Genomic DNA, 20,074 nt, shown 5'->3' on the forward strand with positions numbered 1-20,074 from the left:
CGACAGTTTCCGAGCGGCGCGGGACCGGCCTGGGGGCCTGGCCTGGCGCAAGGCTTCCGGTAGGCCGAGCCCCGCACCTAGCGGACCGGGCCCTGCTCGTCGACGAAGTACGTGGGCTCGCCTGCGAACACCTCGGGTGGCACCTCGCCGTACGCGATGTTGAACGTGTCCAGCCAATACGACCAGTCCCGGAGCCCCAGCGCGCTGCTGTAGCGGTGGTTGAGGCGCCAGCGCACCCATTCGCCAGGCGCGAGTTTCACCGCCGGCGGGCGCTGCTTCCGGGGTGGCAGCCCGGAACCGGCGTGGGGCAGCACCCGGAGCCGGCCGTCCACCTCGCGCAGGTCCACGGCCAGGAGGCGCAGGCTCTCCGCCGACGAATCCGGCGAAAACCCGGTCTTCTCGTGCATCCGCACCACGTGCGCGGTGCCGGACGGCAGCGCCGGCAGCGGGAAACCGGCCGGAACGGCGTTCCGGAGTGCTGCCGCCGGTCCGCCGCGCGAATGCTTCGTCCAGAAGGTCTGCACCCACTGCGCCGTGATCGTCACGGCCGTCGCCGGGCCGGGACCGCCGTCAGGAGGGTGAACAGCACCGCCGCCAGCTGGGCCAGCAGGAGCAGGTTGCGTTCCGTTCCCGGGTATTCGACCGTCACCTCCGAGGACGCCGGTGGCACCGAAACCGCCACCTGGTGGCCCCACGCCGGCACGATCGGGACCGGCTTGCCGCCCACCGTGGCCTTCCAGCCCGCCTCCTGCTCCGCCGCCAGCACCAGCAGGCGTCCCGTCGGGCCGTCGGACACGCGGACGCGGACGTCCGGCAGGTCCGCGCGGACCGGTGCCACGCCCGGGGCGTTTCCGGGCGCGCCACCGCCCGTGACCGCCGCTTTCGCCTGCTCCGGCGAGATCAAGATCACCTGACCCGCCGGCGGGAGCAGGCGGAGCACCCCGCGGCCGTCCGATGTCGGGGCGGCCATCGACAGGAGGTCCTTCGCCAGCGGCACGTACGCCTGCGGGTCCACGCCGGGCGGGAGCACCACGTACTCCACGCCCGCGGCCGCCGCGGCCGACACGACGCGCTGGACCGCTGCCGCGTCGCCTTGGCCCAGGTCGCGGCGCCACGCCGCCAGGCGGGCCGGGGTTCCGGGTGTCGGGGCCAGTTCGTCGTCCCCGTAGTGCGGCAGGCGGCCGCCGATCTGGCGGGTGGCGTCCGGGGCCACGTCGAGCACCGACCGGCCGGACGCCGCCAGCTCGGCCGCGACCTCCGGGGCCAGCGACGGCCGCGCGCCGGCTCGCAGCGGCCCCTGCGAACCGACCAGCACCGCGCCGGCCGCCAGGCCGAGGAACACCGCCACCCCGGCGACCGCGAACGCCTGCGGCAGCCAGGTCGCCGGGACGCCGGCCGAACCGCCGCGCTGCCACGACCCCAGCACGACCCACAGCAGGCCCGCGCCGACGATCAGCAGCGGCACGCCCGCGTATCCGTGCGCCGGCGCGCCGCCCTGCATCGGCGGTGCCGTGACCAGCCGCACCAGCACCAGCCCGCCGCCGCCCAGCGCCGCGAGCGCGAGCCCGCCGGCCGCGAGCTTCGTCGGCCGGACGACCACGGCCACCAGCGCCGCGGCGATCACCGCGACGCCGATGGGCCAGGCGCCCGGTCCGCCCGGGTCGAGCCCGGCCAGATCCGTGCCGGAGACCGCCGGAGCCGCCCCGCCGAGACCCTGCACGAGCAGCTCCGGGTGCCGGAGCAGCACGGTCGGCCACGGCAGCAGCAGCGCCAGCGGCACCAGCACCACGATGCCGACCGACGCGATCCGGCGCGCCAGCCCGGTCGGCGCGGGCAGCACGACGAACCCGATCAGCAGCCCCGCGAGCGCGAGCCCGTGCGCGAGGGGCGAGAACGCGCCGAGCAGTGCCACCCCTATCGCTGATAGGGACGACACGTGCAGCCAGCGCGTGTCCGCGTGCACCAGCAGCCCGGCGATGCCGGCGGCCACCAGCGGCAGCACCAGGTGCACCACGACGACGTCGAGCCGGCCCTGCGCCACTCCGGCGGTCGCGGCCGGCAGCAGCGCGTACGTCGCGGCGACGACGGCACGCACCCAGCGGCGCACGCGCAGCCTCCGCGTCGCGGCATACGCCCCTATCGCCGATAGAGGGATGTCCCCGATGAGCAGGATCGCGACCAGTGCGGACGGTCCGCCGAGCGGGGCGAACACCGCGCCGAGCGTCCCTATCACTGGTAGAGAGGCCGGCACTGGCGCGCCGGTGCCGCCCGCGATCGCGTGCCACGGCGCCAGGTACGACGACCACAGCTCCCCCAGCCCGCCGACGGGGAGCAGCTTGCCGCCGAAAAGGTCGAGGCCGAGCCGGGCCCGGTTGACGACCAGGCCGAGCGCGGTCATCACGACGAGCAGCACCACCGGTGGCGCGAAGACCGTGGCCGCGAGCACCCGGCGGCGGTTCACCTCGACGAAGACGAGTTCCGGTTCCGGCTCTTCGGCTTCGAGGATGTCTTCGGCCTCCGGCGCCGGGGCTTCCGGGAGTGTGACGGCGACGAGCGTGCCGGGCCGGCGGAGCCCGGACCCGCGTGCGCTGACGCCGCGCAGCGCGCCCGCGGGCAGCGCGTCGGGGCCGATCGGACGGTTCTCGCGGGCGTCGAGCGCTTCGGGCGTCACCCACGCCGACTCGGTTTCGACGGTCTCGGGTACCCGGCCGAGCGCGACTTCGTTCTCGACGCCGCGGCGCACCAGGCCGACGACGCCGGCGCGGACGGCGTTGCGCAGGCGGGTCGCCCGTCCGGTGAAGAGCCCGCGAACCGTGCCGGGCCGCGGATTCCGCCGCCGGCGGTCGCGGGCGGCGCGCAATCCGCCGCGTCCACTGAGGAGGTACGCGGCCGCGGCGAACTCGGCGCGCGCTTCGCCGGTGCGGCGCAGCAGCAGGAAGGCGAGCGCGCGCAGCACCGACAGGAGCGGAAGCCGGATCATGCCGAGCCAGAAGGAAAACGGCGAGCAGTTCACCAGGAACACGCGCAGCCCGTGGGCGCGGTTCGCGGCGGGCAGCGGGCCGGGGAGCGCGTCCGCCGTCCGCTGTCCGGTGGTGACGGCCCGGGCGTGCCGGACGCGGGCGGCCGGTACGGACAGGACGATGCCGCCGGCGGCGTTGGCGCGCCAGCCGAAGTCGAGATCCTCGCGCAGCAACGGGAATGCGGGGTCGAAGCCGCCGAGGGCGTCCCAGGCGTCGCGGCGCACGAGCGCGCCGGCGCTGGGGACGGCGAGCACTTCCACCGGGTCCTCGCCGGTGGCGGCGACCTGCTGGCGGTGCCCGGATGCGTCGGTGGAGAGGCCGGCTTCGACGATCAGGCGCGGGTCGGTCCAGTCGAGCCCGAGCGGGCCGAGCAGGGTCGCCGACGGTGTTTTCGTGGCGACGTCCAAGAGCTGCTCGAGGCAGTCGCGGTCGGGTGCGCAGTCGTCGTGCAGCAGCCACAGCCATGATCCCGGGTCGTCGCCCCAGCGTTCGGTGGCGTGCTCGACGGCCGCGGCGACCGCGGCGGCGAAGCCGGTGTCACCCGGAAGCGTGATGACACCGGAGAGCACGGGGGCAGCGTCGGGGCCCGGGTCGGCGGCGGCGTCGGCGAGCAGCCGCGGGGTGGCGTCGGTGGAGCCGGTGTCGACGGCGAGCACGTACCGGGGCCGGAGCGTGCTGCGGCGCAGCGAGGAAAGGGCCAGCGGCAGCCAGGTTTCGCCGTTGTGACAGACCACAATGGCCAGAACGGGCGCGGTGCGCGGGGCGGGCGGCGCGGCGGTGCGGGGCAACGAACGCTCCAGATCAGGCGGCAGTCGGTCCGGCCACCCTACGGCCCCGGTCCGTCACCCGATGGTGAACCCACGCCGCGCCCGGTCCCAAGAGAAATCACCGGCGACGCGAGCATCACCGGTGGTCCACCACGAATTCCGCCGTACAGCCGCTCCGAAAGCGACCATCACGGAGTGAGGCAAGGAAAAGCCGGCTCACGCCCACCAGGAGCCGGAGCCGAGCGTTCCACGCGAACCCGCCCCGGCACGGGGTCCGGGGGCGTGCCCCCGGGCGGGATCTGGGGTTTGCACCCCCCAGAAGACACGTAACGCGCGGGTGGTTCGCACTCCCCGCGAACACACCCCACCCCTCGAACGCGCGTTACACCGCGCGTTTCTTCAGCTTCCGGCGTTCCCGCTCGGACAGACCGCCCCAGATGCCGAAGCGTTCGTCGTGGGCCAGCGCGTACTCAAGGCACTCGTCCTTGACCTCGCAGCCCAGGCAGATCCGCTTGGCTTCGCGGGTGGAGCCGCCCTTCTCGGGGAAGAACGCCTCCGGGTCCGTCTGCGCGCACAGGGCGCGTTCCTGCCAATCCTGCTCTTCTTCGGTGGCATCGATGAGCTCGGTGAGATCTCCCAGAGCCTGCTCCGGGATCTCGCCCCAACTCATGACGTGCCCCCATTCCTTCCCATCGGCTTCCAACCGCACGTCCGCCTCCTCGCTCCCTAGCACTCCCCAGGCTGGCGGTGGTGAAACGACACTCGCCGTCCCCTCTCGGCGGCGAATGACATCACTGTGATTACACCCGTGTAGTGCGGTCAGGTCAAGCGGAGTAGCGAGTTCGGGGGACGTTCCGGCCCGATCGCGCAAGGGGACACGCCGGTAACTTCACACCGGGCATACGGAAGACTGGAGCACGTGCAGAAGTCAGCAGTACGCCCCAGCCCGGTCTTCCTCGGCATCCTCGCGCTCACCGTCGCCGGTGGCGCCATGGCCGCGTTCGGTGACATCGACACCGTTTTCGTGCGCGACCGCGACCCGCTGCTCATCGCCGGTGTGGTGATCTTCGTCGCCGCCGGCTGGGTGGCGTCGCTGTCACTGCACGAGTTCGGGCACGCGATGGTCGCCTACCGCGGTGGCGACTACAGCGTCGCCCACAAGGGTTACCTGACGCTGGACGTCCGGAAGTACACCGATCCGGTCCTGTCGATCGTCCTGCCGCTGGTCTTCCTCATCATCGGCGGCATCCCGCTGCCGGGCGGCGCGGTCTGGATCAACCGCGGGGCGCTGCGCTCGCGCGGGACGTCGTCGTGGGTGTCGCTGGCCGGGCCGCTGAGCAACCTGGCCGTCGGCGCGGCGCTGGCGCTGGTGGTCGCGCTGGTCCCGATGGCGGGCGGCCTGGTGATCGCGATTTCCTACCTGGCGCTGCTGCAGGTCGTGACGTTCATCCTCAACATCCTGCCGATCCCGGGGCTCGACGGCTGGGGTGCGATCGAGCCGTACCTGCCGCCGCAGGCGCGCGAGTTCGGCGCGCGCGTCCGGCCGTGGGCGCCGATCCTGCTGTTCGCCCTCTTGTGGCTGTTCCGCCCGGCGAACAACGCGCTGTGGGACGGCGCGTACGCCATCTTCAACGCCTTCGGCGGCTACGTGGACGGCGCGAAGATCGGCTACAGCGTCTTCCACTTCTGGGGCTGAGGTTTGAACCGGGCGCCTTGCGGGAAAATCAGCGCGAGGCCGGCGCGTGCTCGGTCAGCCAGCCGTGCGCGCGCTGCCACGTGTCCCGCAACCCCGAGCGCTCGCTCAGGTAGTTGCCCGCCACCCCGACCACCGGCACCTTGCCGATCGCCCGGTGCAGCAACCGCCCGCGCGGCCGTTTCTCGAGTTCTTCGGTGAGTTCGCGCAGGCTCCGGCCGAGCCGCCAGAGCGTGCCCGCGGCCGCGCCGATCGTCGCCTTGCCGTGGTGGCGTTCCGCGGCGGTGAGGTCTTCGGTCAGCCGGGCGGCGGCCGCGGCCTCGGCGGCGTCGTCGTGGCCGGCGGCGAGCGCGGGCGCGATGTCCCGGCCGAACAGCACCGAGGCGATCAGCCGGACGCGGGTGCCGACGTCCGTGACGCCGTATTCTCCCGCGACGGCGCACAGCAGCAGTCCCTGCGAGGCGGCGCCGACGGTGTCCTGCACCGGTACCCGGTCGGTGAGCGCGCCACCGAGGCCGGGGATCGCCGTCAGCAGCGCGGCGAAGCGGCCGACGCGGTTCATCCACCAGCTCGACCGGTCGTAGCCGGTCATCCGGGCCCATGCTTCGGTGCCGGGCACCTTCATCGAAGTGACGCCGTTGATCAGCTTCGCCTTGAGCCCGGACTCGACGCCGGCGAGGTCGGTTCCCGCCCGGGCCTGCAGCCCGAAGGGATCGGCGTCCCGCAGTGAGCCGAGCACCGGCCCGCACGCCCGCACGAACGGCCGCAGCACGGCCACCAGCTGCCCGTCGGAGATCGTCACGCTCTCGCCTTCCCGTCGCCGGACCCGGCGCCGGTGCGCCGGGCCTGGCCAGAGTCGGCGCTGGACGGGGCCGTGTTACGAGATCAGGTGCGGCGCTCGGTCAGCCAGACGTGCGCGCGCTTCCAGACCACCCGCAGGCCCGAGCGCTCCCCGAGGTAGTCGCCCGCCGCGCCGACGACCGGCAGCATGCCGAGCGCCCGGTGGAACAGGTTGCCGCGCGGGCGCTTCTCCAGTTCGCCCGTGATGCCGAGCAGGCCGCGGCCGAGGCGCCAGAGTGTGCGGCCCGCCGCCTTGACCGTCGCCTTGCCGTGCTTCTTCTCCGACGCCGTCAGTTCCTCGGTCAGCCGCGCGGCTTCGTCCGCCTCCGCCGCTTCGTCGTGGTCCGCGTGCTTGCCCGCCGCGAGGTCGGGGTCGATTTCGCGCTCGAACAGCACCCAGGCGATCAGCCGCACGCGCGTGCCGACGTCCGTGACGCCGTACTCGCCGGCGATCGCGCACAGCAGCAACCCCTGGGACGCCGCGCCCAGCGCGTCCTGGACCGGGAGCCGGTCGGCCAGTGCGCCGCCCAGACCCGGGATGGACGTCAACAGCGCCGTGAAGCGGCCGACGCGGTTCATCCACCAGCTCGACCGGTCGTAGCCGGTCATCCGCGTCCACGCCGCCGTGCCCGGGACCTTCACCGACGTGATGCCGTGGATCAGCTTCGCCTTGAGCCCGGACTCAACCTCCGCCAAGTCGTCGGCTGCCCGTGCCTGCAGGCCGAACGGATCGGACTCGCGAAGCGCGTCGAGCATCGGCCCGCACGCGCGCACGAACGGCCGCAGCACCGCCACGACCTGCCGGTCGGAGATCGCCTCAGCCACGTCCCGGTCTCCTTCCCACCCGGCCCGGCCCGCCGCCGAGCACCATGGCGCCCGGCAGCGCGCTCGCGCCGAGCAGCAGCAGTGCCCGCCAGTCCTGGATCAGCACCAGGTCCCCACCCGGACCCAGCAGGCCGAACCCGAACACGACGAGCACCCACACCGCGAGGGGTACCCAGGAAAGCGCGGGCCGCACCAGCTTCGCGGTGGTCCACACCAGCCAGGGCGTGGTGACGGCGCCCACAAGAACGGTCACCGGCAGCGGGACCACGCCGATCCGCAGCGGCAGGAAGAACAGTTCCAGCAGGGCCAGCAGCACCGTGTCGACGGCGAGCAGCACGAGCAGCAGCCCCTGCTCGAGCGTCAGCCGCTCGTCCACGGTCACAGCCCGCCGAACAGGTCGTGCCCGGCGCCTTCGGCCGGGCCGTGGGCGAGCACGAAGCAGTCCTGCGCGAGGATCGGCTGGGCGATCTCGTTCGTCAGCGCGAAGTACGGGACGTCGCCGTCGACGACGGCCAGCTGGGTCGCGTGCGCGCGCAGCGCCGCCAGCTTCGCGGGCACGTACGCGGCGACGTCGAGGACCGTCGTGATCTCTTCGTCGGGTGTCGTGGGCAGCTGGTCGTCTTCCGGGACGGCGAACACCGGGTCGCCGGCCCGCAATGCGGCCAGTCCGGCCCGCACCGCGTTCCGGGGCGCGACCGTGTGGAAGACCCGCTGCACCGAACGGGCCCGCGACGCCGCCGCCATCGTGATGTCATGGGCCCGGATGTGATCGGGGTGGCCGTAGCCGCCGAAGGCGTCGTAGGTGACGACGACCTGGGGCTCGACCTCGGCCAGGATCTCCGCCAGCTGCGCCGCCTGCTCGCCGGCGGAGCCCCCGGTGAACGCCCGCGGGTGCGACGCCGACGGCGTGCCCGCCATCCCCGAGTCGCGCCAGCGGCCAAGGCCGCCCAGGTAACGATGCCGTGACACCCCCAGCGCGGCGCACGCGGCCGCCAGCTCGGTGACGCGGTACCCGCCCAGCTGGTCGGCGGCGTGGGCACGCAGCCCTTCCAGCTCCCCCAGGCCGGCCATCACCTCGCCCTCCTCACCCAGCGTGCAGGTCACCACGGTCACGTCGGCACCTTCGGCGGCGTATCGTGCGATCGAGGCGCCGGTGGTGATGCTTTCGTCGTCGGGATGGGCGTGGACGAACAGCAGCCTTCGCGATACCGGGGAGATCACGGGTTGAGCGTAATTCCCGTGCTCCGACCTTCGTCGGGGACACCCTCGGTTATCCTCGCGCGAGTCGCGACCGCCGCGTCGTGACCGTCTGTACCCCCACGAAGGGCATCTTGGTGAGCACTGAAGCAACTTCGGCGGACGTCGCCGGCGTGTCTGGATCGGTCCTGTCCATTTCCGACCTCAGCGTGTCGTTCCAGACCGAGGACGGCGTCGTGGACGCCGTCAAGGGCATCGGTTTCGACGTGCAGCCCGGCGAGATCGTCGCCGTGGTCGGGGAGTCCGGCTCCGGCAAGTCCGTCACGTCGATGTCGGTGCTGGGCCTGCTGCCCAAGACCAGCCGGATCGCCGGCGAGCTGCGCCTCGGCGAGCGCAACCTGGCGGATCTCAAAGAGAAGGACATGCAGAAGATCCGCGGCAACCAGGTCGCGATGATCTTCCAGGAGCCGATGACGGCGCTGAACCCGGTCTACACGGTCGGCTGGCAGCTGCGCGAGGCCCTGCGGTCCCACCTCGACATCGCCAAGGACGCCGCGGACAAGCGCGCGGTCGAGCTGCTCGACATGGTCGGCATCCCGAACCCGGATCAGCGGTTCAAGCAGTACCCGCACCAGCTCTCGGGCGGCCTCCGCCAGCGCGTCGTCATCGCCATGGCGATCGCGTGCGACCCGAAGGTCATCATCGCCGACGAGCCGACCACGGCGCTCGACGTCACGGTCCAGGCCGAGATCCTGGGCCTGCTGCGCAAGCTGCGCGACACCCTCGACACCGCGATCGTGCTGATCACCCACGACATGGGCGTCGTCGCCGACATGGCCGACCGCGTGATCGTGATGTACCAGGGCGAGATCGTCGAAGAGGCGCCGGTGCGCGAGCTGTTCGCGTCACCGAAGGAGGACTACACCCGGCGGCTGCTCGCCGCGGTGCCGGTGCTCGGGCAGCGTCCCGAGGGCCGCCGCCTGCTCGACGACGCCGGCATCGCGTCCGACAGCACCGAGGCGGCCAAGATCGCCGAGGAGATCCGGCTGGCCGACGCCGAACTGGAGGCCGTGATCGAAGAGGCCGCGCCGGCCCTGGAGATCAAGAACCTCGTACTCGAGTACCCTGGTCGCCGCGGTCAGGCCAAGAACCGCGCGGTCGACGACGTCTCGCTGACCATCGCCAAGGGCGAGATCGTCGGCCTGGTGGGCGAGTCGGGCTCCGGCAAGTCGACGGTCGGCCGCTGCGCGGTCGGCCTGCTGCGCGCGACCGAGGGCACGATCGCGATCGCGGGCAAGGACATCACGAAGATGTCGGCGAAGGAGCTCCGCCCGCTTCGCCGGTTCTTCTCGATCGTGTTCCAGGACCCGGCGTCGACGCTGGACCCGAAGATGACGATCGGCGAGTCGATCGCCGAGCCGATGGTGCTGCACAAGGTGCTCTCCGGCAAGGAGCTGTCGGCGCGGGTGCGGTCGCTGCTCGACAAGGTCGAGCTGGGCGGGCACTACATGAACCGCTACCCGCACGAGCTCTCGGGCGGCCAGCGCCAGCGCGTCGCGATCGCCCGGGCCCTGTCGCTCGACCCGGCGCTGCTCATCGCGGACGAGCCGACCTCGGCGCTGGACGTGTCGGTGCAGGCGCGCGTGCTGGACCTGTTCCTGGACCTGCAGCAGTCGCTGCAGTTCGCCTGCCTGTTCATCAGCCACGACCTGGCGGTGGTCGACCTGCTCGCCGACCGCGTCGCGGTGATGCAGCACGGCAAGCTGGTCGAGGTCGGCACGCGTGACCAGGTGCTGCACTCGCCGCAGCAGGAGTACACGAAGCGCCTGCTGTCGGCGGCCCCGGTCGCGGACCCGATCCTGCAGGCCGAGCGCCGCGCGGCCTGGGAGGCCGGCAGGCTGGCCCCGGTGGCCGACTGACGTACGCACGCCGAAGGGCCCGCACCCGGGTGGTGCGGGCCCTTCGGCGTGTCTGGAGGGGTCTTACGCGTGATCCGGCGGGCATCACGCGTGATCAGGCGGGCATCAGCCGACGCGGATGCGGGGGTCGAGGATGCCGTATAGCAGGTCCGCGACCAGGTTGGCGAGCACCACGCTCGCCGCGATCACCACCAGCCAGCCCATCAGGACCTGGGGGTCGTTCTTGTTGACCGCTTCCACCAGCAGCGTGCCCATGCCGTGCCAGTTGAACACCGTCTCCGTGATGATCGCGCCCGTCACCGTGGCGCCGAAGTTGACCGAAAACAGCGTCATCACCGGGATCAGGGCGTTGCGGAACGCGTGGCGCCAGATCACGCGGCTGTTCGAGACGCCCTTGGCGCGCGCGGTACGCACGTAGTCCGCGTTCAGGACCTCCAGCATCGACGCCCGCTGGAAACGGCTGTACGCGGCGAACGTGATCGCCATGATCGACAGCGTCGGGAGCAGGAACGCGCCGACGTACTTCGCGAGCGCGTCGCCCACTCCGGTCGCCGAGAGGCTTTCCGGGCTCGTCGTGCGCAGCCAGGGGTCGCCGAGGACGTCGGACAGGCCCAGGTCGCGGACCCAGATGTTCGCGCGGATCGCGTAGCCCTTGAGGACGATCGCGACGCAGAAGATGGGCATCGAGAACATCAGGAACGCCAGCGTCGTCGCCAGGTAGTCCCAGATCGAGTACTGCTTGACCGCCGCCAGGACGCCCACCAGGACACCGAAGAACAGCGCGAGCACCGACGCCGTCAGCACCAGCTCCAGCGTCACCCGGAACGCCGCCATCACCTTCGGCTGGACCGGGGCGAACGCGTTGCCCTGGGCGATCGAGATGCCCCAGTCGCCGGTCAGGAAGTGGCCCAGCCAGCTGAAGTAGCGGGCGACGACGCTCTGGTCCAGCCCGAGCTTGTGCTCGGTCTCGGCGATCGCCGCGGCGCTGATCCCCGGTTTGCTGCGGATCTCGCCGAGCGGGTCACCGGTGTTGGCCACCATGACGAAGCACAGGAACGTGCCCACCAGCAGGACCGGGATCGAGATGACCAGCCTGCGCAGCACGTAAAGCACGAGATTCATCCGAAACCCCCAGGTCCGGCGATCCGCGCGGAAAACGGACGCGGGGGCGACCGGAACCGGTCACCCCCGCGTCGCGCGTTCAGGCCTTCATTCTCCGCTGGCGCGGGTCGAAGGCGTCGCGAAGACCGTCACCGATGAAGTTGATCGTCAGTGAAATCAGCACGAGCACGACGAACGGCCCGAAGAACAGCGCCGGCCGCGTCTGCAGCTGGGCGTAGTTCTCCAGGATGACGCGGCCGAGCGAGGTGTCCGGCAGCTGGACACCCAGGCCGATGAACGACAGCGCGGCTTCCGCCAGCACGGCCTGCGCGACCGCGAGGGTCGCGTTGACCGTGATGCTGCCGACCATGTTCGGCACCAGGTGCTTGAAGATGATCCGGAACGTTCCGGCGCCCGAGGCGCGAGCCGCGTCGACGAACTCGCGCTGGGACAGCGACATCGCCTCGGCGCGGGTGATCCGGGCGATCTGCATCCAGCCGAACGCCGCCAGCACCAGCGCGACGATGTACCAGGAACCACCGCCGAACACCTTGGCGAGGATGGCCGCCGCGGCGATCTGCGGAATGATCAGGAACAGGTCCGTCACCCGGGAGATCGCCGAGTCGGAAAACCCGCGCAGGTAGCCGGCGACCGCGCCGAACACGACGCCGATCACGGTGGCCAGGATCGACACCGTGAGCGCGATCAGCAGCGAGTACTGCGTGCCGCGCAGCACCTGCGACACCATGTCCTTGCCGACCTGCGTCGTCCCGAGCGGGAAGTCGGCGTTGGGCTTGGCGAACGACGGGAACGAGCTGTCCTGGTAGCCGTGCTTCCAGAAGATCGGCATCAGGATGCTGACCAGCACGATCAGGAGCAGCACGGCCGTCGACGCCATCGCCAGCTTGTGGTGCAGGAACTTGCGCAGGACCAGCTTGCCCTGGCTGCGCGGTTCCGGCAGCGCGTCCGGGGGCAGCGTGCCTTCGGCGGCAGCGGTTTCGCTCGCGAGAAGAGAGTTCAAGTCAGCCAACGCGAATCCTCGGGTCCAGGATGCCGTACATCAGGTCGGCGATCAGGTTGGCGACGATGACACTGCTGGCGATCACCACGAGCCAACCCATCATCACCTGAGTGTCGTTCTTCGTGACGGCTTCCACCAGCAATGTGCCCATACCGTGCCAGTTGAACACCGTCTCGGTGATGATCGCGCCGGCGAGCACCGAGCCGAAGTTGACCGAGAACAGCGTCGACACGGGGATCAGGGCGTTGCGGAACGCGTGCCGGAAGATGACCCGGCCGTTGCCGAGGCCCTTGGCCCGCGCGGTGCGCACGTAGTCCGAGTTCATCACCTCGAGCATCGAGGCGCGCTGGAACCGGCTGTACGCGGCGAAGCTGATCGCCATGATCGACAGCGTCGGCAGCAGGTACGCGCCGATCGTGCTGGTGATGAAGTCGCCGACGCCGTCGGTCTTCAGCTGCTCCGGGCTGGTCGTGCGCAGCCACGGGTTGCCCAGGACGTCGGACAGGCCGAGGTCGCGGACCCAGCCGTTGATCTCGATCGCGTAGCGCTTCAGCACGATCGCGACGCAGAAGATCGGCATCGAGAAGAGCAGGAAGGCGAGGGTGGTCGCGAGGTAGTCGATGATCGAGTACTGCTTCACCGCGGCCAGCACGCCGACGATGATGCCGATGATCAGCGCGAGGATCTCGGCGCCGACGACCAGCTTCAGGGTGACGCCGAAGGCGGCCATCACCTTGGGGGCCACCGGCGCGAGGGCGTTGCCCTGCGCGATGGAGATGCCCCAGTTCCCGCTCAGGAAGTCACCGAGCCACGTGAAGTAGCGGGGGACGATGCCCTGGTCGAGACCGAGCTTGGCGGCCGTGGCGGCCAGCGCTTCCTTGCTGATCGTCGGGTTCTGGCGCAGCTCGCCCAGCGGGTCGCCGGTGCCGGCGACCATGACGAAACACAGGAAAGTCCCGACCAGCAGGACGGGAATCGATATCGCCAGACGGCGAAGGATGTAGATCACCAGGTTCAACGAACTGCTCCTCATCCGGGCCTGGTCGTCAGAAGTGCGCTGGACCGCTACCCGGTTGTCTACCGTAGTGGCGGTAACCCTACGGTCAACAGCTACTTCCGGTGGGTACCGGGGCCCGGCTCGTGGCCGGACCCCGGTACCCCCCAGGTCATTGGGAACGAGGGGATGGAAGAGGCGGGGCGGACCCTACTTCTTCTGCTCCCACTCGGCGGCGTTCCACAGGACACCGTCGTACGACTGCATGTAGACGCGGTCGATGCCCTTGAACGCCCACATGCTCGGCGTCTGGAACAGCGGCAGGGTCGCGTAGTCGTCGGCGATGGCCTTGTCGGCCTCCTGGTACTTCTGCAGCTTGACCTGCTCGTCGGTCGCCTTCACCGCAGCGTTGTAGGCGTCGTCGATCTTCGGGTCGCACAGCGCCTGGTAGTTCTGCTCGCCGCCCTTGTCCGGGCAGATGTAGATCGAGCGGGACTCCGCCTTGAACGGCTGGGCCGACCAGCCGAACAGCGCGACGTCGTAGTCACCGGTCGAGACGCGGCCACCCTTGAGGAAGTTGGCGTCGGTCTCGTCCTTGACCTCGATGCCGGCCGCCTTGGCCTGCGAGATGATGATCTCGACGGTCTGGCTGCGGCGCGCGTTCTGGTTGTGCGTGATCTTGAACGAAGCGCGCTGGCCGCCCTTGGCGAAGATGCCGTCGGCGCCCTTGGCCCAGCCGGCGTCGGTCAGCGTCTTGGCCGCCGCGTCGGCACCCAGGCCGGCCTTGCTGCTGTACAGGTCGGTGTAGCCCTCTTCACCCTGGAAGAAGACGACGCTGTTCAGCGGCTCCGCGTCCGCCTGGACCTCCTTGAGCAGCTTGTCCGTGATCTCCTTGCGGTTGATCGACTCGATGAAGGCCTTGCGAAGGTCCTTGTCGGCGAACATGCGCTTGAAGTTCAGGTCGAGGTGCTCGTAGGTCAGCTGCGGGGCCGAACCGTAGACCACGCCCTGGGCCGCGAGGCCCTTCATCGTCTGCGCCGCGGTGGCGTCCGGCTGGGTCGACGCGGCCACGTCGATCTCACCGTTCTGCAGCGCGGTCGCCATGGCCTTGGTGTCTTCCATGGCCTTGACGATGATCTTCGACGGGCCACCCTTGCCGCCGGCCCACATGGGGTTCTTCTCGAGGGTGACGGCCTTCTGGTTCGCGTCGAACGCGGTGAGCTTGTACGGGCCGGAAGCGGGCATGATGTCCGCCTTGAAGCCCTTCCACTCGTTCGTCCAGAAGTCACCGGCGGCCTTGATCTGGGCCGGGTCGCCGGTCGGGGCCAGCTTGGTGATGTCCGCGATGCCGGTCTTGGCCTCGAGGACGTGCGCGGGCATGATCGCCGGCGCGTTGAACAGGCCCTTGTAGTCCAGGTAGGGCTCGCTGTAGTCGGTGACGAAGGTCAGCGCGTCCTTGCAGGTGGCCTGCTTGATCAGCGAGTACCCGGTGGTCGAGGCCGAGTTGAACGGGTTCTTGCCGTCCGGGCCCTTCGCGAAGCCGCTCTGCGACAGCCACGCCAGGTACATGTCCTTGCAGTCGTACGGCTGGCCGTCCGACCACTTGATGTTCGGCTTGATCTTGTAGGTGACCTGCTGCGGGTCCTTCTGCGTGATGTCCCACGACTCGAAGATGTCGTTGTTCAGCAGCACCTTGTTGTTGCCGTCGAGCTTCAACGTACCGGAGAGCACCGCGGCCAGGACGTAGTTGTTGTACGAGCTGTTGGTGTCCGGGGTCTGGTTGTTGTACCCCGAGTACCCGTCGTCGATACCGATCGTGACGGTACCGTCGTAAGGCTTCGTGTCCGCGAGCTTGAACAGGTCGCCGGTCTCGGCCTTGCCGACAGCCATCGCCTTGACGTCGGTCGACGATCCGTTCTGGTCGGTGTTGCCCGAGCCTGAATCGCCGCCACTGCAGGCGCTCAGCAACAGCGAAGCGCCGGCGACGAGCGACAAAGCGGAGACTGCTTTGGATCTCCTCATGAAGTGTGCCCTCCTAGCACTGAGCCCTTGAATATCGGGACAAGGGCCCACACCGCTCCGGTTTGGATGGGCCGGAGCCTACGACACGCCAAGCGACACTCAACTGGCGCACTGCGGGAGCACGCTAGAAAGGAAAAGCACCGACAGTCACCAGTTCAGGGTCGATCGTGACCAAAGGGTGACATCCAGTCGACATCCAGAAATACGACGGTTACCTCATGGATTCACAACGTCCCACTCGAACGCGTTGGTGAAGATCACCCGGTAGTACTGAATGCGTAGCCAAGCGATTACTTCGGGCCGCGGGTCCAGTTCACCGCGGACCCGAACGGGCCCACCATCGGGGGACCTGGTGTGACGCCCGAGATGCCCGATCCGATCGCCAGGGTGTCAGCCGATTGGAACAACGGGATTACCACGTTCTGACGCCAAAGTTCAGGCTCAAGGGTGGTGAGCGCGTCGGCGATCGGCGTCGATCCGGACAGCGCCGCGTCGATCGACGGCTGCAGCGCCGGGTCGCAGAAGCCGGCCGAATTGCCCGGGACGACCGGCTTGGTCTTGTCCACGCCCGGGGCCGTCTGCTCCGGGCGGCAGCCGAAGGTCGAGGCGAGCACCGACGCGGTGTCGCCGCCGACCGCCTGCGGGACGACGGCGATGTCGACCCCGACGTTGCCCGCCGAGTCGCCGGTCGGCTGCTGGACCCCGCTGACGACCGGCATCGCGAGCAGGCCGCTGAACAGGTCGCGCGGCTGCGGCGCGATCGCGTTGACCTCGATGCCCTGCGCGGTGAGCTCGCTGGTGAGCTCCTTGGCGATCGTCGCGTAGGGCTCCTGGGTGCCGGGCGAGGCGATGACCAGCGAAAGGGCCTTGCCGTTCTTGCGCCAGGTGCCCGCGGTCTTGGTGTAGCCGGCCGCCTTCAGGGACTCCTCGGCCTTGGCGACGTCGGGCGCGGTCGGCGGGCCGGGCGGGATGGTCGCCGCGTAGCCCTTCACCGACGGCGCCGTCACCTGGGCGTCGGCGTGGAGCGCCGACGACGGCCCGCCGTTGACGCCCTCGGTGATCAGCTTCGGGCGGTCGATCAGCGCGGCGACCCCGGCGCGGACCTGGGCGTCCTGCAGCGTCGCGCTGACCGGGCGCAGCAGCACGTCGGCGACCAGCGGCCGGGCGACGGTGTGCAGCCGGACGGCCGGGCCGAGCTCGCCGAGCAGCTTGAGCTCGTCGCCGGTCGTCCTGGCCAGCGCGAACTGGTCGTTGCCGCTGCGCAGCGCGGCCAGCAGCGTGCTCTGGTCCGACCGGCGGAGCACGATCCGGTCGATTGCCGCGGGCTTCTCCCAGTAGCGCTCGTTGCGCTCGAGGATGACCTCGCCGCGGGCGGTGTCGAGGCTCTTGATCGAGAACGGGCCGGCGATGGCCGGGAAGTTCGACGCGAGCGCGCCGCGCCAGCCGTCGGGCGCGTCCTTGAGCAGGTGGGCGGGCAGCAGGTCGGAGAACAGCGTCTGCCAGCCCGGGTACGGCTTGGCGAAGGTGACCTCGACGCGCTTGCCGCCCTCGCGGGACTGCAGGTCGGTGATCTGCCGGTAGCCCGCCGGCGCGATCACGCCGGGCTGGTCGCGCATCTGGGTGCGCAGGTAGTCGAAGTCCTCGGCGGCGATGGGCGCGCCGTCGGACCAGGACGCGTCGGCCCGGATGTCGTAGGCCACCACGAATGGCTGCTGCGAGATGACCTGCGCGGACTTCATCAGGTTCTTGTCCAGCTGGGTGGTGCCGTCGTCCTTCTGGCGGAACACCGAGGGCAGCAGCAGCTGCGAGAGCGCGGAGGTCACCTGGGACGAGTCCGCGAGGTTGTGCGGGTTGTACCCGCCGAGCACGTCATCGACGCCGACGACGATCTGCGACGGCGTCCGGCCGGTGGTCGACGCCGGCGCCACCGACGACGACACGACCGGTGGCGGCGGGGTGTTCGAGCAGGCGGTGAGCAGCACGGCCGCGAGTGCCAGTACCGGCACCGCCTTGCGATTCACCCGCACGCCCCGTTCCTCCCAGAATCCACCGATCGGGTCAGCCATGCTCCCACGACCGCCCTCGCCGCCGGAACCGGGATTCCCACACCCGGATCAGGCGGGTCCGCCACCCCGTGGTGCCACTACGGGGAAGGACGCGCGGACCGCCGTCCGGGTTCCCGGACCGTTCCGGAACGGCGGAACGAACACGGGCGGGACACGAGAATGGTTCACATCGGTGGCCGGCACCAGGCGATGAGTCCGTCCGAACCCCTATAAAGATATAAGGAGAAGAACAGCGGAATTCGTGACGATGGGTTCGCGTCCGGCCCACCCAGCGTAAGGGAACCGAGACGGAAAAACCTCCCGGCGACGCGCGCCGGGAGGTTTTTTCGAAGCTGCGGATCAGCCGTTGTCGCGGCTCTTGGCGCGCGAACGTTCCTTCGCGCGGGTGTTCACGTCCAAAATCACCTTCCGGACCCGGACGACCTCGGGTGCGACCTCGACGCATTCGTCGACCGAGCAGAATTCCAGCGCCTCTTCCAGCCCCATCTTGCGCGGGCGGGCCAGCGTCTCCATCACGTCGGCGGAGGACTGACGCATGTTCGTCAGCTTCTTCTCCTTGGTGATGTTGATGTCGAGGTCCTCGAACCGCGGGTTCTCGCCCACGACCATGCCCTCGTACACCTCGGCGCCCGGCTCGACGAAGAACGTGCCGCGGTCGGCCAGCTGGATCATCGCGTACGCGGTGACCGGGCCGGTGCGGTCGGCGACCAAGGAGCCGCTATGCCGGGTGCGGATCTCGCCCGCCCACGGGAAGTAGCCCTCGAACACGTGGTTCGCGATGCCGGTGCCGCGGGTCTCGGTGAGGAAGTCGGTGCGGAAGCTGATCAGGCCGCGCGACGGGAGCACGTACTCCAGCTTGATCCGGCCGGTGCCGTTGCCGCTCATGTCCTCCATGCGGCCCTTGCGGGCGGCCAGGAGCTGGGTGATCGCGCCGAGGTGCTCCTCGGGCGAGTCGATGTAAAGGCGCTCGAACGGCTCGTGCAGCTTGCCGTCGATCGTGCGCAGGACCACCTGCGGCTTGCCGACGGTCAGCTCGAAGCCCTCGCGGCGCATCTGCTCGACGAGGATGGCCAGCGCCAGCTCGCCACGGCCCTGGACCTCCCAGGTGTCCGGGCGCTCGGTCGGCAGGACGCGGATCGAGACGTTACCGATCAGCTCCTGGTCGAGGCGGGCCTTGACCAGCCGCGCGGTGACCTTGTCGCCGCCGTTGCGCCCGGCCAGCGGCGAGGTGTTGACGCCGATGGTCATCGAGATCGCGGGCTCGTCGACGGTGATCCGGGGCAGCGCGACCGGGTTGTCGACGTCGGCGAGGGTGTCGCCGATCGTGATGTCCGGGATGCCCGCGATGGCGACGAGCTCGCCCGCGCTGGCCTCGGTCGCCGGGACGCGGGTGAGCGCCTCGGTGACCAGCAGCTCGGAGATGCGGACGTTCTGCACCGTGCCGTCTTCGCGCATCCAGGCCACGGTCTGGCCCTTGCGCAGCTTGCCGGCGTGGATGCGGATCAGCGCGATGCGGCCGAGGAAGTTGGACGCGTCGAGGTTGGTGACCAGCGCCTGCAGCGGCGCGTCGAGGTCGGCGGCGGGCGGCGGCACGTGGCGCAGCAGCGTGTCGAACAGCGGGTCGAGGTTCTCGCTCTCGGGGATCTCCCCGTCGGCGGGCTGCTCCAGGCTCGCCTTGCCGGCGCGCGCCGAGGCGTAGACGACCGGGAGGTCGAGGATCGCGTCGTGGTCGGCGTCCTCGATGTCGCTGGCCAGCTCGAGCAGCAGGTCGTGGGTCTCCTCGACGACCTCGGCGATCCGGGCGTCCGGCCGGTCGGTCTTGTTGACCAGCAGGATCACCGGCAGGCCGGCTTCGAGGGTCTTGCGCAGCACGAACCGGGTCTGCGGGAGCGGGCCCTCGGACGCGTCGACCAGCAGCACGACGCCGTCGACCATGGCCAGGCCGCGCTCGACCTCGCCGCCGAAGTCGGCGTGGCCGGGGGTGTCGATGACGTTGATCGTCACCGAGCCCTCGGGCGTCTGGCGGTGGATCGAGGTGTTCTTCGCGAGGATCGTGATGCCCTTTTCGCGCTCGAGCTCCCCCGAGTCCATCACGCGGTCGACGAGCTCGGCGCGCTCGGCGAAGGCGCCGGACTGGCGCAGCATCGCGTCGACGAGCGTGGTCTTGCCGTGGTCGACGTGGGCGACGATCGCGACGTTGCGCAGGTCGGGCCGGGTCTTACCGGTCGGCCGGCCGGTTTCGACGGTAGCGCTGGCTGCGGGCACGCGAGAACTCCTGAACTTCAAGGGTTGGATGGCCGCGCAAGCCGCTCAGGCATCCGTGACCGGCTCTGGTCACACGCGGACCTCACCCAGGATACCTGCCACCCCTGTGTGAGCGGCCCCACGCCCCCCTGGCGATTAGGCTGACCTAACGTGGAAACCCGGTGAACGTCGCCGATCCGGAAGGGGCGTGCGCGTGGGCAAGAAGCCGAAAGACCCGCGGAAGGTCGTGCGCAAGCTCATGAAGGCCGGCAAGGTCAAGAAGAAGTGCTGCCGGTCGAAGCCGCGCTGCAAGAAGTGCCCGGTATTGGCTCTGAAGAAGGCGAAAGAGGACCTGGCGGCCTGAC

General features: G+C 70.2%; 16 protein-coding genes. 3 read left to right on the forward strand and 13 right to left on the reverse strand.

Going from position 1 to position 20,074, the window contains the following annotated elements; translation table 11 throughout:
* Window positions 1-77 precede the first annotated feature (77 nt).
* The 3 genes from AB0M93_RS20055 to AB0M93_RS20065 all read right to left on the reverse strand — a co-directional run bounded on the left by AB0M93_RS20055 (window position 78) and on the right by AB0M93_RS20065 (window position 4,457).
* Window positions 78-545, reverse strand: coding sequence for a hypothetical protein (locus AB0M93_RS20055; RefSeq protein WP_364275490.1), 468 nt, complete (start codon window positions 543-545; stop codon window positions 78-80).
* The gene (locus tag AB0M93_RS20060) at window positions 542-3,808 is read right to left on the reverse strand and encodes a glycosyltransferase family 2 protein (protein WP_364275492.1); all 3,267 of its coding nucleotides are present in this window, start codon (window positions 3,806-3,808) and stop codon (window positions 542-544) included. Before AB0M93_RS20060 ends, AB0M93_RS20055 begins: the two co-directional genes overlap by 4 nt.
* A 361-nt stretch (window positions 3,809-4,169) precedes the next feature.
* Window positions 4,170-4,457 (reverse strand): WhiB family transcriptional regulator, encoded by a 288-nt coding sequence (locus tag AB0M93_RS20065; protein ID WP_161790928.1) that lies wholly within the window; start codon window positions 4,455-4,457, stop codon window positions 4,170-4,172.
* A gap of 321 nt (window positions 4,458-4,778) precedes the next feature.
* On the opposite strand from AB0M93_RS20065, the gene AB0M93_RS20070 reads away from it, so the two are divergent.
* Entirely contained in the window at window positions 4,779-5,483 is a 705-nt protein-coding gene (locus AB0M93_RS20070; protein WP_364275804.1) for a site-2 protease family protein, read from the forward strand.
* 28 nt (window positions 5,484-5,511) lie between these two features.
* Here the strand turns inward: AB0M93_RS20070 and AB0M93_RS20075 are convergent, their stop codons facing one another.
* From AB0M93_RS20075 to mshB, 4 genes are all read right to left on the reverse strand, one after another.
* Entirely contained in the window at window positions 5,512-6,282 is a 771-nt protein-coding gene (locus AB0M93_RS20075) for a hypothetical protein (RefSeq protein WP_364275494.1), read from the reverse strand.
* 83 nt (window positions 6,283-6,365) lie between these two features.
* Window positions 6,366-7,145, reverse strand: coding sequence for a hypothetical protein (locus AB0M93_RS20080; RefSeq protein WP_364275495.1), 780 nt, complete (start codon window positions 7,143-7,145; stop codon window positions 6,366-6,368).
* The gene (locus tag AB0M93_RS20085; protein ID WP_364275497.1) at window positions 7,138-7,527 is read right to left on the reverse strand and encodes a hypothetical protein; all 390 of its coding nucleotides are present in this window, start codon (window positions 7,525-7,527) and stop codon (window positions 7,138-7,140) included. Before AB0M93_RS20085 ends, AB0M93_RS20080 begins: the two co-directional genes overlap by 8 nt.
* Window positions 7,524-8,366 (reverse strand): N-acetyl-1-D-myo-inositol-2-amino-2-deoxy-alpha-D-glucopyranoside deacetylase, encoded by an 843-nt coding sequence (gene mshB / locus AB0M93_RS20090; RefSeq protein WP_364275499.1) that lies wholly within the window; start codon window positions 8,364-8,366, stop codon window positions 7,524-7,526. Before mshB ends, AB0M93_RS20085 begins: the two co-directional genes overlap by 4 nt.
* Before the next feature lie 113 nt (window positions 8,367-8,479).
* Here mshB and AB0M93_RS20095 point away from each other — a divergent pair, with 113 nt between their 5' ends.
* Complete coding sequence (locus AB0M93_RS20095) at window positions 8,480-10,261, forward strand: ABC transporter ATP-binding protein (protein WP_364275501.1); 1,782 nt, start codon at window positions 8,480-8,482, stop codon at window positions 10,259-10,261.
* Window positions 10,262-10,366: 105 nt separating this feature from the next.
* On the opposite strand, the gene AB0M93_RS20100 is transcribed toward AB0M93_RS20095, so the two are convergent.
* From AB0M93_RS20100 to typA, 6 genes are all read right to left on the reverse strand, one after another.
* Window positions 10,367-11,383: an ABC transporter permease gene (locus AB0M93_RS20100; protein ID WP_364275503.1), complete on the reverse strand. Its 1,017-nt coding sequence runs from the start codon at window positions 11,381-11,383 to the stop codon at window positions 10,367-10,369.
* A 79-nt stretch (window positions 11,384-11,462) separates the two neighbouring features.
* Window positions 11,463-12,392: an ABC transporter permease gene (locus AB0M93_RS20105; RefSeq protein ID WP_364275505.1), complete on the reverse strand. Its 930-nt coding sequence runs from the start codon at window positions 12,390-12,392 to the stop codon at window positions 11,463-11,465.
* Window positions 12,385-13,401 carry an ABC transporter permease gene (locus AB0M93_RS20110; protein WP_364275507.1) on the reverse strand — a complete coding sequence of 339 codons (1,017 nt, stop codon included), beginning with the start codon at window positions 13,399-13,401 and terminating at the stop codon, window positions 12,385-12,387. Before AB0M93_RS20110 ends, AB0M93_RS20105 begins: the two co-directional genes overlap by 8 nt.
* Before the next feature lie 186 nt (window positions 13,402-13,587).
* Window positions 13,588-15,399 (reverse strand): ABC transporter family substrate-binding protein, encoded by a 1,812-nt coding sequence (locus tag AB0M93_RS20115; protein WP_364275509.1) that lies wholly within the window; start codon window positions 15,397-15,399, stop codon window positions 13,588-13,590.
* 290 nt (window positions 15,400-15,689) lie between these two features.
* Window positions 15,690-17,426, reverse strand: a complete 1,737-nt coding sequence (locus AB0M93_RS20120; protein ID WP_364275806.1) for an ABC transporter family substrate-binding protein — start codon at window positions 17,424-17,426, stop codon at window positions 15,690-15,692.
* 378 nt (window positions 17,427-17,804) lie between these two features.
* Entirely contained in the window at window positions 17,805-19,730 is a 1,926-nt protein-coding gene (gene typA / locus AB0M93_RS20125; RefSeq protein ID WP_364275511.1) for a translational GTPase TypA, read from the reverse strand.
* 193 nt (window positions 19,731-19,923) lie between these two features.
* Between typA and AB0M93_RS20130 the strand changes: the two genes are divergently transcribed.
* The gene (locus AB0M93_RS20130; protein WP_003090169.1) at window positions 19,924-20,073 is read left to right on the forward strand and encodes a hypothetical protein; all 150 of its coding nucleotides are present in this window, start codon (window positions 19,924-19,926) and stop codon (window positions 20,071-20,073) included.
* Window position 20,074 lies beyond the last annotated feature (1 nt).

Origin of the sequence: Amycolatopsis sp. NPDC051102 (assembly GCF_040682815.1) — a bacterium.
Lineage (GTDB): Bacteria > Actinomycetota > Actinomycetes > Mycobacteriales > Pseudonocardiaceae > Amycolatopsis.

What these genes read in the sequence shown, in the direction of transcription:
- AB0M93_RS20115 (WP_364275509.1), bottom strand. Translation starts at nt 15,399, where the DNA reads ATGAGGAGATCCAAAGCAGTCTCCGCTTTGTCGCTCGTCGCCGGCGCT.
- AB0M93_RS20100 (WP_364275503.1), bottom strand. Translation starts at nt 11,383, where the DNA reads ATGAATCTCGTGCTTTACGTGCTGCGCAGGCTGGTCATCTCGATCCCG.
- AB0M93_RS20065 (WP_161790928.1), bottom strand. Translation starts at nt 4,457, where the DNA reads ATGAGTTGGGGCGAGATCCCGGAGCAGGCTCTGGGAGATCTCACCGAG.
- AB0M93_RS20070 (WP_364275804.1), top strand. Translation starts at nt 4,779, where the DNA reads ATGGCCGCGTTCGGTGACATCGACACCGTTTTCGTGCGCGACCGCGAC.